Annotated in this window: 10 protein-coding genes; 6 read left to right on the forward strand and 4 right to left on the reverse strand. The window is 59.8% G+C overall.

Annotated elements, in window-relative coordinates:
- Positions 1–7: 7 nt before the first annotated feature.
- The 6 genes from AGR2A_RS01510 (at position 8) to AGR2A_RS01535 (ending at position 5,996) form a co-directional block, all read left to right on the forward strand.
- The gene (locus AGR2A_RS01510; RefSeq protein WP_072495226.1) at positions 8–775 is read left to right on the forward strand and encodes a M48 family metallopeptidase; all 768 of its coding nucleotides are present in this window, start codon (positions 8–10) and stop codon (positions 773–775) included.
- A 102-nt stretch (positions 776–877) separates the two neighbouring features.
- Positions 878–1,540, forward strand: coding sequence for a phosphoribosylanthranilate isomerase (locus AGR2A_RS01515; RefSeq protein WP_004444276.1), 663 nt, complete (start codon positions 878–880; stop codon positions 1,538–1,540).
- A gap of 1 nt (position 1,541) precedes the next feature.
- Positions 1,542–2,762 carry a tryptophan synthase subunit beta gene (gene trpB, locus AGR2A_RS01520; protein ID WP_035208049.1) on the forward strand — a complete coding sequence of 407 codons (1,221 nt, stop codon included), beginning with the start codon at positions 1,542–1,544 and terminating at the stop codon, positions 2,760–2,762.
- Positions 2,763–2,766: 4 nt separating this feature from the next.
- Positions 2,767–3,606 (forward strand): tryptophan synthase subunit alpha, encoded by an 840-nt coding sequence (gene trpA, locus AGR2A_RS01525; RefSeq protein ID WP_004444282.1) that lies wholly within the window; start codon positions 2,767–2,769, stop codon positions 3,604–3,606.
- 27 nt (positions 3,607–3,633) lie between these two features.
- Entirely contained in the window at positions 3,634–4,530 is an 897-nt protein-coding gene (gene accD, locus AGR2A_RS01530) for an acetyl-CoA carboxylase, carboxyltransferase subunit beta (protein ID WP_006700113.1), read from the forward strand.
- An 86-nt stretch (positions 4,531–4,616) separates the two neighbouring features.
- Positions 4,617–5,996 carry a bifunctional folylpolyglutamate synthase/dihydrofolate synthase gene (locus AGR2A_RS01535; protein WP_185933298.1) on the forward strand — a complete coding sequence of 460 codons (1,380 nt, stop codon included), beginning with the start codon at positions 4,617–4,619 and terminating at the stop codon, positions 5,994–5,996.
- A gap of 47 nt (positions 5,997–6,043) precedes the next feature.
- Here AGR2A_RS01535 and trxA read toward each other — a convergent pair whose 3' ends face one another.
- The 4 genes from trxA to AGR2A_RS01555 all read right to left on the reverse strand — a co-directional run bounded on the left by trxA (position 6,044) and on the right by AGR2A_RS01555 (position 13,908).
- Positions 6,044–6,364, reverse strand: coding sequence for a thioredoxin (gene trxA / locus AGR2A_RS01540; RefSeq protein ID WP_003516334.1), 321 nt, complete (start codon positions 6,362–6,364; stop codon positions 6,044–6,046).
- Positions 6,365–6,441: 77 nt separating this feature from the next.
- Complete coding sequence (addA, locus tag AGR2A_RS01545) at positions 6,442–9,999, reverse strand: double-strand break repair helicase AddA (protein ID WP_072495227.1); 3,558 nt, start codon at positions 9,997–9,999, stop codon at positions 6,442–6,444.
- The gene (gene addB, locus AGR2A_RS01550) at positions 9,989–13,174 is read right to left on the reverse strand and encodes a double-strand break repair protein AddB (protein ID WP_072495228.1); all 3,186 of its coding nucleotides are present in this window, start codon (positions 13,172–13,174) and stop codon (positions 9,989–9,991) included. Before addB ends, addA begins: the two co-directional genes overlap by 11 nt.
- The gene (locus AGR2A_RS01555; RefSeq protein ID WP_072495229.1) at positions 13,171–13,908 is read right to left on the reverse strand and encodes a nucleotidyltransferase family protein; all 738 of its coding nucleotides are present in this window, start codon (positions 13,906–13,908) and stop codon (positions 13,171–13,173) included. The genes addB and AGR2A_RS01555 overlap by 4 nt, the downstream gene beginning before the upstream one ends.
- Between the last annotated feature and the right edge of the window lie 16 nt (positions 13,909–13,924).

Raw genomic sequence — 13,924 nt, forward strand, 5'->3', positions numbered from 1 at the left:
AGGCTTCATGTTTTCGCTTCTCAGAAAATCCCTGAAGTCCCCGGCGCCAAAGAAGGTCGTGCCGAGCCAGCGCACCGTCGCGGTTGCGGGCCGGCAAGTGCCGATCACGGTCAGGGAAAACCCACGGGCCACGCGCATTACCTTGCGCATCGAGCCGGGCGGCCGGGCGCTGAAGCTGACGATCCCAATGGGTCTGCATCATCGCCAGGTGGATGATTTTCTCGAGAGACATCAGGGCTGGCTGGAAGGCAAACTTCCGAAGTTCAGTCCTGATGACGGTCTGCGTTCCGGCACGACCATCGATATCAGGGGCATAGCCCACCGTATTGACCATACGGGCAGCCTGCGCGGCCTGACGCACGTCGCGAAAGACGCCGATGGCGCGCCCGTTCTCAAAGTCAGCGGCGCGCCCGAGCATCTGAGACGGCGGATAGCGGCCTTCCTGAAAAAGGAGGCGAAGGCCGACCTCGAGCGGCTTGTGGCCGTTCATGCCAGAGCGGCCGGCCGGCCGGTGCGATCGATCAGCATGAAGGATACACGCAGCCGCTGGGGTTCCTGTTCCCATGATGGAAATCTGTGCTTTTCCTGGCGCATAGTCATGGCTCCGGAAAAGGTCATCGATTATCTCGCCGCCCACGAGGTCGCGCATTTGAGGGAAATGAACCACGGACCGAAATTCTGGGCTTTGTGCGAAAAACTCTGCCCGCACACCGATGAAGCCAAGGACTGGCTGAAACGTAATGGCTTCAAACTCCACGCCATCGATTTCGATTGAAACTTAGGGCGTCAATCGCCATCTGGATTCACGTGAAACATTCCATCAATAACGGATGCGATTTGGCTCGACTCTCGTCGCATTTCGTGTCAGGTCGCGGATATGAAACCGGATATCAAGATTTGCGGATTGAAGACACCGGAAGCGCTGGAGCGCGCCATCAGGCGCGGCGCGTCGCATGTCGGTTTTATTTTCTTTGAAAAAAGTCCACGCAACATCGAGCCCGATTTAGCCGGTAAGCTGGCCGAAGCCGCCCGTGGCGCAGCCAAGGTGGTCGCCGTCACCGTCAATGCCGATAATGATTATCTCGATGAAATCGTCGATCTTGTAAAACCTGACATTCTGCAGCTGCACGGCAGTGAAAGCCCGGAGCGGCTGTTGACCATCAAGGCGCTTTACGGCCTGCCGGTCATGAAGGCGATTTCCATTCGCGATGCCGCTGATCTTGCCAAAATTGGCCCTTATAACGGGATAGCCGATCGTTTTCTGCTGGATGCCAAGGCGCCCGCTGGTTCGGAGCTTCCGGGCGGCAACGGTGTTTCCTTCGACTGGACCATCCTGCGCTCCCTTGACGGAAGCATCGATTACATGCTTTCCGGGGGACTGAACAAGGACAATGTCGCCGAGGCTCTGGCAGAAACCCGGGCGAGCGGACTAGATTTGTCATCTGGCGTCGAAAGCGCGCCGGGCGTCAAGGATCTGTCCATGATCGACGCTTTTTTCGATGTGGTGAATGATTGGTCGAAAGGCCCAAAGGGAGCTTGAAGTGAACGACGCGCCAACACCCAATTCTTTTCGCGCTGGTCCTGATGAGGACGGACGTTTCGGCATTTACGGAGGTCGCTTCGTTGCTGAAACGCTGATGCCACTCATTCTGGATTTGCAGGCGGAATGGGACAAGGCCAAAACCGATCCCGCGTTCCAGGCGGAACTCAAGCATCTCGGCGCGCACTATACCGGTCGTCCAAGCCCGCTTTATTTTGCGGAGCGGCTGACGGCGGAACTTGGCGGCGCGAAGATTTACTTCAAGCGCGAAGAACTGAACCACACGGGTTCACACAAGATCAACAATTGCCTCGGCCAGATCCTGCTTGCCAAGCGCATGGGAAAGACCCGCATCATCGCGGAGACCGGTGCCGGCCAGCACGGCGTTGCCTCGGCGACCGTTGCGGCGCGCTTCGGCCTGCCGTGCGTGGTTTACATGGGCGCGACGGACGTTGCGCGTCAGGCCCCGAACGTGTTCCGTATGAAGCTTCTCGGCGCCGAGGTAAAGCCGGTCACGGCCGGCCACGGCACGCTGAAGGATGCCATGAACGAGGCACTGCGTGACTGGGTCACCAATGTCGACGACACTTATTACCTGATCGGTACTGCCGCTGGCCCACACCCCTATCCGGAAATGGTCCGCGATTTCCAGGCCGTTATCGGCGAGGAAGCCAAGGCGCAGATGCTGGAAGCGGAAGGCCGTCTGCCGGATATGGTCATTGCGGCAGTTGGCGGCGGCTCGAACGCCATCGGCATCTTCCATCCTTTCCTTGATGACAAGAGCGTCCGCATCGTCGGCGTCGAGGCGGGTGGCAAGGGCCTTTCGGGCGAAGAGCATTGCGCTTCAATCACTGCCGGTTCGCCGGGCGTGCTGCACGGCAACCGCACCTATCTGCTGCAGGATGCGGATGGTCAGATCAAGGAAGGCCATTCGATCTCCGCAGGCCTCGATTATCCCGGTATCGGCCCTGAACATTCCTGGCTGAACGACATCGGCCGCGTCGAATATGTGCCGATCATGGACCATGAGGCGCTGGATGCCTTCCAGATGCTGACCCGCCTTGAAGGCATCATTCCGGCTCTGGAGCCGAGCCATGCATTGGCCGAGGTCATCAAGCGTGCGCCGAAAATGGGCAAGGACGAGATCATCCTGATGAATCTCTCCGGCCGCGGCGACAAGGATGTCCACACCGTCAGCAAGTTCCTTGGAATGGATGTATAAGATCATGACTGCACGTATGGACAAGCGCTTCGCCGATCTGCGCGCGGAAAATCGCCCGGCCCTGATTACCTATTTCATGGGCGGCGACCCGGATTTCCAAACCTCGCTTGGCATCATGAAGGCGCTGCCGGAAGCCGGTGCCGACGTTATCGAACTCGGTATGCCATTTTCCGACCCGATGGCGGATGGCCCGGCCATTCAGCTCGCTGGCCAGCGCGCGCTGAAGGGCGGACAGACGCTGAAAACCACGCTCGATCTTGCTCGGGAGTTCCGCAAAGAAGACGATGCAACGCCGATCGTAATGATGGGCTATTACAACCCGATCTATATCTATGGCGTCGAAAAATTTCTGGACGACGCACTGGCGGCAGGCATCGATGGCCTGATCGTGGTCGATCTGCCACCGGAAATGGACGATGAGCTCTGCATTCCGGCGCTTGCGCGCGGCATCAACTTCATCCGTCTTGCAACGCCGACCACCGATGGCAAACGCCTGCCGACCGTCCTTAAAAATACCTCAGGTTTCGTGTATTACGTCTCGATGAACGGTATCACCGGTTCAGCACTCCCTGATCCCTCGTTGATCTCGGGCGCTGTCGGTCGTATCAAGGCGCATACGGAACTGCCGGTCTGTGTCGGTTTCGGTGTCAAAACGGCTGATCATGCCAAGGCAATCGGTGCCGTGGCGGACGGTGTGGTGGTGGGTTCCGCCATCGTCAACCAGATTGCCGGCAGCCTGACCAAGGATGGACAGGCAACCGCAGACACCGTGCCGGCGGTTACGACGCTGGTAAAAGGACTTTCAACGGGCGTACGTGCATCGCGCCTCGCCGCTGCAGAATAAGCGCGCGGCCCAGTCAGGAGTAGACAGTTGAACTGGATCACCAATTACGTTCGGCCGCGGATCAATTCCATGCTCGGCCGCCGCCCGGAGGTTCCGGAAAACCTGTGGATCAAGTGCCCGGAAACGGGCGAAATGGTCTTCCACAAGGATCTGGAAGACAACAAGTGGGTCATTCCGGCGTCCGGCTATCATATGAAGATGCCGGCCAAGGCGCGTCTTGCGGATCTTTTCGATGGCGGCGTTTATGAGGCTCTGCCGCAGCCGAAGGTGGCGCAGGACCCACTGAAGTTCCGCGATTCCAAGAAATACACCGATCGCCTGCGTGATAGCCGCGCGAAGACCGAGCAGGAAGATACGATCCTCGCCGGCGTTGGCCTGCTGAAGGGCCTGAAGATCGTGGCCGTCGTGCATGAATTCCAGTTCATGGGCGGTTCGCTCGGCATCGCCGCCGGTGAAGCCATCGTCAAGGCCTTTGAGCGCGCCATTTCCGAGCGCTGCCCGCTTGTCATGTTCCCGGCCTCCGGTGGCGCCCGCATGCAGGAAGGCATTCTTTCTCTGATGCAGCTGCCCCGCACCACGGTTGCGGTAAACATGCTGAAGGAAGCTGGCATGCCTTACATCGTGGTTCTGACCAACCCGACCACGGGCGGTGTCACGGCCTCCTACGCCATGCTCGGCGACGTGCATATTGCCGAACCGGGCGCTGAAATTTGCTTCGCCGGCAAGCGCGTCATTGAGCAGACCATTCGCGAAAAGCTGCCGGAAGGCTTCCAGACCTCGGAATACCTGCTGGAGCACGGCATGGTGGATATGGTCATTGATCGTCGCGAAATCCCGGACACGCTGGCTAATCTGCTCAAAATCATGACCAAGGCGCCCGCTGACAACGCAAACGCCGTCGTCCCCCTGGCCGTTTCGGCCTGAGAAAAAAAATATGTCGCCCGGAGGCATAAATTGCCTTCGGGATGATGTTATACGTTGCCTGATTTCATTTTTAGGGCGGCGGACAAATGACAAGCAAAACGCCTGAAAGGCGAACGGAAGACATGACGAAGCCCGCGATCGGTGAGGCAGAAAAGATCATTGAAGAGCTGATGCAGCTCCACCCCAAGGGCTTTGATCTTTCACTCGACAGAATTTCCCGTCTTCTCGAAAAACTCGGCAATCCACAAAACAGAATGCCACCGGTGATCCATGTAGCCGGCACCAATGGCAAGGGTTCGGTTACTGCCTTTTGCCGTGCCCTCCTCGAGGCTGCAGGACTCTCCGTCCACGTTCATACCTCACCGCATCTGGTAAATTGGCACGAACGATACCGTATAGGCGTGGCGGGAGATAAAGGCCGTTACGTCAAAGACGAGATATTTGCGGACGCGCTGCGCCGCATTGAAACTGCCAATGCAGGTCAGACAATCACGGTTTTCGAAATCCTGACTGCGGCTATGTTCGTGCTTTTTGCGGAACAGCCCGCCGATGCCGCGATCGTTGAGGTTGGCTTGGGCGGCCGTTTCGATGCAACCAATGTCATCAATAACCCGGCGGTTTCCGTCATCATGCCAATCTCGCTTGATCACCAGGCTTATCTCGGCGATCGCGTGGAACTGATTGCCGCCGAAAAGGCGGGAATCATGAAAAAGGGCTCACCCGTCGTCATTGGCCATCAGGAATATGATGCGGCGCTCGAAACACTTGTCGCCACGGCGGAGCGTCTCGGTTGCCCGGTGTCCGTCTATGGCCAGGATTTTTCCGCCCATGAAGAATTCGGCCGCATGGTCTATCAGGATGAGTTCGGACTGACGGATGCGCCGCTGCCACGGCTCCCGGGCCGTCACCAGCTTGCCAATGCCGCCGCCGCGATCCGCGCCGTCAAGGCTGCCGGTTTTGAGGTGACGGAGCGGATGATCGAAAAGGCCATGACCACGGTGGAATGGCCCGGTCGTCTTCAGCGCATCCTGACTGGAAAAATCGCTGAAATGGCACCGAAAGATGCGGAAATCTGGATCGACGGTGGCCATAACCCCGGTGCGGGTGAAGTGATTGCAGAGGCAATGGCGGGTTTTGAGGAAAAGACGCCGCGGCCGCTCTTCATCATTGCTGGCCTCATCAACACCAAGGATCCGGTGGGCTATTTCAAGGCCTTCGCCGATATCGCCGAATATGTCTTTACCGTGCCGATCGGCGGTACGGATGCAGCGATCGACCCTGTGGTACTCGCCCATGCCGCCTTCGATGCTGGCCTCGTTGCAGCGCCAACATCGTCTCTGACACATGCTCTGGAAGAGTTGTCGCGCCGCTTCGACCCTGAAGGACCGGCACCGCGCATCCTGATCGGCGGTTCGCTTTACCTTGCTGGCAATGCACTTGCCCTGAACGGCACGGTGCCGCAATAAAAAAGCCCGGCATCGCTGCCGGGCTTCTTTCATTCCATTGATAATGCTTATGCGGCGCCGGAAATCCAGGCCGAAAGCGCTGTCTTGGGAGCAGCGCCAACCTTGATGTCAGCCACTTCACCGCTTTTGAAAATGGCGAGCGTCGGGATGGAGCGAACGCCGAACTGAGCGGCCAGTTCCGGGTTTTCGTCGATATTCAGCTTTGCGACCTTGACCTTGCCGGCCAACTCGGAGGAAATTTCCTCAAGGCTCGGCGCGATCATCTTGCACGGGCCGCACCATTCGGCCCAGAAATCCACCACGACGGGTTCGGAGGATTCAAGGACTTCGGACTGGAAGTTGGCGGCATCGACTTTTACGGTAGCCATATCTGGCTCTCCTTTCAGTAAATCTTTTCCACTATCGATGTGATGCGGGCGCGTCGAAATTTCAATGCCCCGGTATCTCACTTTGTCTTTATTGCGGCAAGGGCCTCTCTCATCGCATCGTCGCCAACCGTTATAAAGGCAGCATTTTCCGTATAAATCAGCGCACAGACAAATTCCTTGCCGGGATAAAGCGGTACCAGAATTTCCCGATAAATGGCGAGCTGCGCCGTATGGGAGAAGGGTATTTCACGCGCTTCGCGGGGCGGCACTCGGTTGGTCTTGTAATCGATCAGGATGACGCGATCTCCCTCGACCGCCAGCCGGTCGATGCGGCCGGAGACTGCATATTGCTGCCGGCCGAGGGCCATCGTGCCCATGATCGACACTTCCGCGCGACTGTTGGCAGAGAAGGCCGGCTGCACAGCGGGTTCGGACATGACACGCAAAACGGCCCGTACCAATTGCTCGCGCTCGGTAACAGGCCAGAACCGCGCCGCGCGTTCAGCATAACGGCGCGCCGCCTCTTCCCGTTCGACCTCCGGAAAATCGGGCAGCGCCTGAAGCATGCGATGCACCAACCGTCCGCGCTGCAGCGCCAATGAAGAAACCTCGGCTTTCTCCCCGAACAGCGGTGAGCGCACGGCGAGATCATCCGCACCGTCATCGATGATGGTGCCCGCGCCGGAAGGGCTGAGCGGTCTCGGTAGAGAGGGCAGGGCCGGCAAAGGGGTAAGAAGTCCCGCTGGGAGGGCATAGTCTTCCTGCTGCGGCGTTTCCGGTGGCCTTTGTGGAGCAGGTGTCGAGTGCGGTTCGGATTTGCGCCAGACAAGCCCCCGCCATTCCTCACCATCCGCCGTGAAAAGCTGGGGCTTGCAATGGTCTTCGTTGTTGGCAAGCGCCTTTTTGACGATGGCATGCCAGCATTCGGGATTTTCCTTCTGGCCGCGATAACCGCAGACGACGAGATGATCGGCGGCGCGCGTCATGGCCACATAAAGTAGCCGCCGATATTCGTCTTCGGCGGCGGTCTTCAGCCGCTCTTCGTCCGATCGGATAAGATGGTTTGAAAATCCGCTGCCGGGCAACCAGACCGGGAAGGCGTCTTCACCTGCTTCGACAAAACGCAGTTTAGGCACATGGCTGTGATTGAAGGCCTTCGAACCGCCATCGACGACAAAAACGACGGGTGCTTCCAACCCCTTGGAGGCGTGCACGGTCATGATGCGAACTTCGCCGCGATCCTTGTCCTGCTCCCGCTTCACCTCCGGTGAGTCAGTTTCCAGGACGGAGAGAAAGGCCTGCAGGCCGGGCAGGCCGGTCCTTTCGTGATCCAGCGCGAAGGACAGGAATTCATCCAGAACGTCGCTTGCCTCGTTGCCAAGCCTGCCGAGAAATTTTTTGCGTCCGTCGTGCAGTGTAAGCACCGCTGCGAAGAAATCATGTACGGTGGCCGTTTTAGAAAGCGCGATAAAACCTTCCAGCTTGGCGGTAACGCTGGAAAGATGGCTATTATCTTCCTGCGCAAGGATTTGCAGCCGTTTCCAGACGCTCTCCGTTTCCGATCGCATCGCGGCAATGTCGAAAACGTCGTCTTCCGTCAGGTTGAAGAGTGGACTTTTCAAAAGTGCGGCAAGGGAAAGGTCGTCTTCGGGCAGGACAACGAAATGACCGAGCGCCAGAAGGTCCTGCACGGCAATGTGGTCAGTCAAGCGAAGGCGGTCAGCGCCGGCAACGGGTATGTTCTTGCGCCGTTTCAGCTCCCGGGTCAGTGCATTGACGAAGGCATGACGTTTTCTGACAAGCACCAGAATGTCGCCCGGTTCGATGGCGCGCTCCACGCCTTTTTCGATGATGGTCTCGCGTCCGATCATATCGGCGATGCGCGCGGCGATCCGGCGGGCAATTATGGTGGCCGGCGCGCTTTCCCGCAGCGCATCGAAGGGGGCTGTCCAATCCTCTTCGTCCTCGGTGGTTTCCGGTGCCACCATATCCCACACTTCCACGGTGCCGGGATGGCCAGCGCGGTTGGACCGGTGCTCCACCGGCTCGTTATCGGCACTGAGGCCGCTTGCGTTATTCGGGTCCGAAAACACCTGATCGACAGCCGCCAGCACATCCTCCGTGGATCGGAAGGATAGCGGCAGGCGAATGCGGTGAAAGGCCTGTTCGACCGAGTCGACCCGTCTCTTGGTCTCTTCGCGCTCCTGCGAAAACCGTTCCGGCCGCGCGCCCTGGAATGAATAGATCGACTGTTTTTCATCGCCCACGGCAAACAGCGTCCGCCGCCCCATGCGGGCGCTCTCGCCGGTGAAGAAATCCGCCGCAAGCGACTGGATGATCGACCATTGCACTGGGCTCGTGTCCTGCGCCTCATCGACCAGAATATGGTCGATGCCCTGATCCAGCTTGTAATGCACCCACGCACCCGCCGTATCACGGTTGAGGAGGTTGGCCGCGCGCTCGATCAGGTCTTCGAAATCGAGCTGGCTTCGCTGTTTCTTCAGGTCTTCGAAATCACCGATCAGCCTTTCCGCCAGAACAAGGGCGCATTTGGTCGCCGCCAGCATTCGCACCAGACGATAACGGTTGCGGCAGGAAACGACATGGTCCCGCGCCAGCGTCAGCGCCTCGAGAAGTTCGGGGGCGGATTTCTGCATGCCCTTGTTGATGACATAGGCATCGGATTTCTTTTCGCCCTTGGCCGTCAGCAGGGCGGCTTCGATGAATTCCATCCGCCGCACGGGGTCTGGTTGTCGTTTTGCTTCCCTGAGTGCATAGGCGACATCGATGACGCGTGATCCCCCCACCTCGTCGGCAAGGGTGAGGTACGTATCGAGCGCGAGGCCGGAGAGGCCGGGCAGAGGCCAGAAAGCGGCCGCGGCAGTTTCTTCGGTCTCTCCATCTGCAATCTGCATCGCCTGCCGCAACCGGGCATCGATGCCGCCTGACTGTTTGGCGTCCAGAAGGAAGGCCCGCAGGGCACTGCGATTGGCGATGATGGCGGAGAGCAGCGCTTCCAACCCGCTTTCATCGGCGAGATCGAGAACATAGGCCAGCGCCTGCGCCAGGTCCGCATCGCTTTCTGTCGAAACCGCGGTCAGGAGCGAACGGCGCGCCTCAGCCAGCAGCGTGGTTGCGGCGCGGTCGTCGAGAACGGAGAAATGGCCGGCGACATTGGCTTCCAGCGGAAATTGGTGCAGCAACGCCTCGCAGAAGGCGTGGATTGTCTGGATCTTCAAACCGCCCGGTGTTTCCAGCGCCTTGGCGAAGAGCCTGCGCGCCTCGGCAAGCTTGATGCGATCCGGCGCCTTGCCTTCGATGGCGGCGATGCGGTCCTTGAGATCGGAATCCGGCAAAGTAGCCCATTCCGCCAGACGGTCGAAGACGCGGCTCGACATTTCCGACGCTGCAGCCTTGGTATAGGTGAGGCAGAGGATCGCCGAAGGCCGGCAGCCGGCCAGAAGCAGGCGGATGACGCGCTGGGTCAGTACGTGGGTCTTGCCGGAACCGGCATTGGCCGACACCCAGGCGGAACTGGCGGGATCGGAAGCAAGCCGCTGCCGGGCGCTGGTCCAGTCGATCCAGCTTTCAGGTGTGTCGGCGGCAGGGCCGGCATCGAAGGGATCAATCGTCATCGCCGTCTCCCGGTTCTGCCGTCGACCATTCCGAAACGCGGGCGAGGTGATCATATTCCCCGCCGTAGGATTGCTGTTCTTCCGGCACCAGCCGCGAGGCGAAGCCGTTTTCCCCGTTGCGCAGCGAATGAACGAATTTTGTGAGCTGTTCTATCGATTCCGTCGCGAGTTCAATCGCCGATTTCGGCGGTCTTTTCCCGCTTCGGCTGGAATGTTCGTTATTGACCTGATCGGCGAAAAAACGCTCGCCCGGCCGCAGGCGAACATAGATGAGGTTTTCAGGCGTGGGTGAACCGGCTTCGCGGAAGGCGCCGCGCATCAAGGCCGCCGCCTCCAGCGCAAGCTGTGGATCAAGCAGAGCGCGCGCCTGATTGACGGAAGGCGCGAGCCCCGTCTTGTAGTCGATAATATCCGCCTGACCGTTTGTCTTGATGTCGATGCGGTCGGCGATCCCCGTCAGCCTTATACCCGCCTCGACGATTTCCTGTCCGGCGCGAGCCTCGTAGAAGCTGTGGCGAATGGATGGATGACGTTCTTTTTCCCAGTCGATGAAGGCGCGCGCCACCGCTGCAAAACGTGGCCGCCAGATCACATCCACATGGGGAGGCAGGTTTTCAGCATCGAAACATTCGTCGAGAATGCGCTGCATGGCCGAAAGCGAGGCCGACGTACCGGGAATGTGCCCCTCACGGGAATAGCGCTCGATGATCGTGTGGTAGAGCGTGCCACGATCGGCTGCGTTCGGGTCGCGGTTGAACGGGTCAAGCGCGTCGAGCTTCAGAATGCGCCGCGCATAGATCGAATAGGGGTCGCGGCGCAGGCGGCCCACTTCGCTGAAGGAGTAACGCGTCGGCTGCAATTCAGCCGGCGGTTTCGGGGAAGGGCGCTTTGCCGCCTCCTGCTCGATGCTCTCATCCATCAGACCCGCCCAATGACGATATGTTTCGCCACGTTTTTTAAGGACTTTGGCAAAATCCTCGCCGCCCAGGGCCAGCAGCCTTTGCAGCCAGCGTGAGGCGACGGCAGGCGTGGAGCCCTGCCTGAGCGCCCGGGTGTAGAAAATGTGTCGCGTGCCGTTGGCCATCTCAAAGTCATGCGCGAGCTGGCCGATACGCCGTTCCGGCGGCTCCAGCCCGATCGCAGTCTTCATGGTGCGGGAAAGAAACGGATTATTCGCCGTTTGGCCCGGCCAGAGGCCTTCATTGAGACCGCCGATGATGACCGTATCGACACTTTGCAGCCGCGCTTCCAGCGCGCCGAAAATGAAGATGCGCGGATGGCGCATCGATCTTGGCTTGATTGATTCCCCTGCCACAAGCGCCGCGAATATATCGATCCATTGCGGACCGTCCGCGTCGAGAATATCTCCGCTTTCCATCAGTTCGGCAAAGAGGCTGGAAAGCTTGTCTCCGGCCTCGCCAGACCAGAGAGCGGCAAGATCTGTATTTTCATCCCCACAGATGGCTTCCATCACGCGGCCGGTCCGTTCCGCCCAGTCGGAAAGAGGCAACCTGTCGGTAAAGACCCGGCCAGATCGGTCGCGGCGGACGAAGGCGGAGCGCAGCGGCTCTGTGGCCATTGCAATTCGTCGCGCCAGATCGCGCGCGGCGTCAACGCTTCCGTCAGGCAGAGCCAGCCGCCAGGCGGGCGGATGTCTGTCCTCGCGTTGCGCAAGCAGTTGGGTGTCAAGAACCGTTTCCAGATTGCCCACTTCAGTTTCGACGCGGCCGCCTCGCAGCGCAATCAGCTCAAGCGCCTTCGAAGCTCTGGTGAAAGCTTCGCTCGAGAGCCCGAAACGGGCGAGCGGGTGTTTCAGAAGGGAAATGATCGGCACCGGGTCTCCGGGTCTCAGGATCGCCTCCAGCGCGAGTTGCGTGAGGCCGGCCTGGGCCGTTGCCGAAAGCGGCGTGCCGGCGGAATCGTCGGCTTCGATGCCGAAGCGTTGCAACTCCGTTGCCACGCGCCGCGCCAGCCCGCGGTCGGGTGTTATCAGGGCCGCCTGCGAAGGCCGTCCCGAGGCTGGTGCTTCGAGCGCAAGCCTGAGCGCCACTGCGATGGCGGTGGCCTCTTCGCGCTCGTTGGCAGCTTCAATCAGCGTGGCCGCTGCAAAGGCATCGTCAAAAATTGCGGAATCCCGGTCTTCACGCCATCGGTTCCAGTCACTGGTGGATTTGGCCGGCGCAAGCGCTGCCGAAAACACCGCGGCGCGCTTTTCCAGATCGTTGTCGAGGGCACCGATCGGAACCACATCGTCACGCAGGATGCCCAGTTTCTGCAGCAGGACATAAAGCCCGTATTGCGAGTGAGTGCGGCTCGAAGGATCGGTGGGGTCCTCGGCGATCGCCTGCCATTGCTCTTCCGGCATGGCAAGATCAAGCCCCGGAAGCACCACCACGCCTTGCGGTAAAGCTGCAACGGCGGCGATGAGATCGGCCGCGGCCGGAATGGAGCCTGTCGAGCCAGCGACGATGATCGGACCGGTGTCCGGCAATGTGGCAATTCGGTTCGCTTCTGCCCGGAGGATGGCGTTGCGGTGCCGTCCGGCCGAAGATCTGTTGAGTTCGGCAAGCCGGGCGGGCCAGAAGATGCTGGCGATCTTTAGAAAATCGGCCGTGAGCTGCCACCATTGAGCGTGATCACCGGTATCGAGATGCTGAAGCGCTTCCCAATCTTTTTCTTCCGTATCCATCGCGTCGATCACCTCTGCCAGCGCACGCGCGAGCCATATCGCGTCGGCCGGGCTGGCGGGGGCGACCAGCGGCGAATCGGAATGGATCGCCCGGATGGCGTCTGGGAGGCTGTTGCGCCATGCAAGGATGAGACGCGCGAGTTCGATCAGTCGGCCGGTGCCGGAAATCGGCGGCGCGAGATCCATGATCTCAGGGTTTTCGACATCGAAGAAACCGCTGTCGTCATCCGTTTCGCCAAGGGGCCGGATGAGCGGCAGAATGGCGGAACGGCCGCCAAGAAGATCGACGAATTCCGAGCGCAGCACGCGGGCCGAACGCCGCGTCGGCACATATATCGTCACCTTGGCAAGCGACAGGGGATCGGCCGGGTCATATCGATAGCCTGCCGCCAGTCTTCCGTCGCACAGCGTTTCCGCAAGCGTTTTGAGGAAGGGTGTTCCCGCAGCGATCGTCAGAACGCGCTTTGCGTGGTGGGAGCCCGTCATGCAGAGCGTTTTTCCCTGAATTGCCGGATGATGTTCTCAGCATCGTCTATGGCGTCCGGCGTGCCGACGGTAATCCAGTGACCATCCAGCGGCAGCCCGTAAAGCCGGGCCTTTTCAATCGCGCGATCGAAGTAAATATTCAGGTTGAAAGCGTCCGTGGGTGCGTCGTCAAGCAGCCGCGAGTCCATGGCGATGGCGCCGGCATAGACCACGGGGTTCGTGTCGCCCTCGCGATGGCGGGTCAGTCTTCCGTCCGCGGCGAGGTTGAAATCCCTCTTGCCATTGTGGCCGGTGGTCCGATCCATGTCGACACAGAGCAGTGCCATATCCATCCGACCGGGATCGAAGAACTGTGCGAGCTTGCGCAGATTGCTGGCCACGTGCAGCTGCTCACCGATCCAGAAGAGATCGGCATTCATGACGAAGACCGGGCCGGGTTCCAGAAGCTTCAGACCCTTGGCGAGACCGCCGCCGGAATTCATCAGCTGGGAGCGTTCGTCGGAAATCAGGATTTCGGCATCGGCGCGGCGCTGAAGATGGGCGACCATCTGGTCGGCGTGGTGGTGCACATTGACGACAATTCTTTCGGCACCGGCTTCCACAAGAGCGTCGAGCACGTAATCGATCATTGGCTTGCCGGCGATCTGTACGAGTGGCTTCGGGATCGTATCGGTGATCGGGCGCATCCGAGTACCGAGCCCGGCGGCCAGCACCATCGCGTTTGTGATCGTCATCGTGGTCAACCGTCTT

It is taken from the genome of Agrobacterium genomosp. 2 str. CFBP 5494, assembly GCF_900013495.1.
Taxonomy (GTDB): domain Bacteria; phylum Pseudomonadota; class Alphaproteobacteria; order Rhizobiales; family Rhizobiaceae; genus Agrobacterium; species Agrobacterium pusense.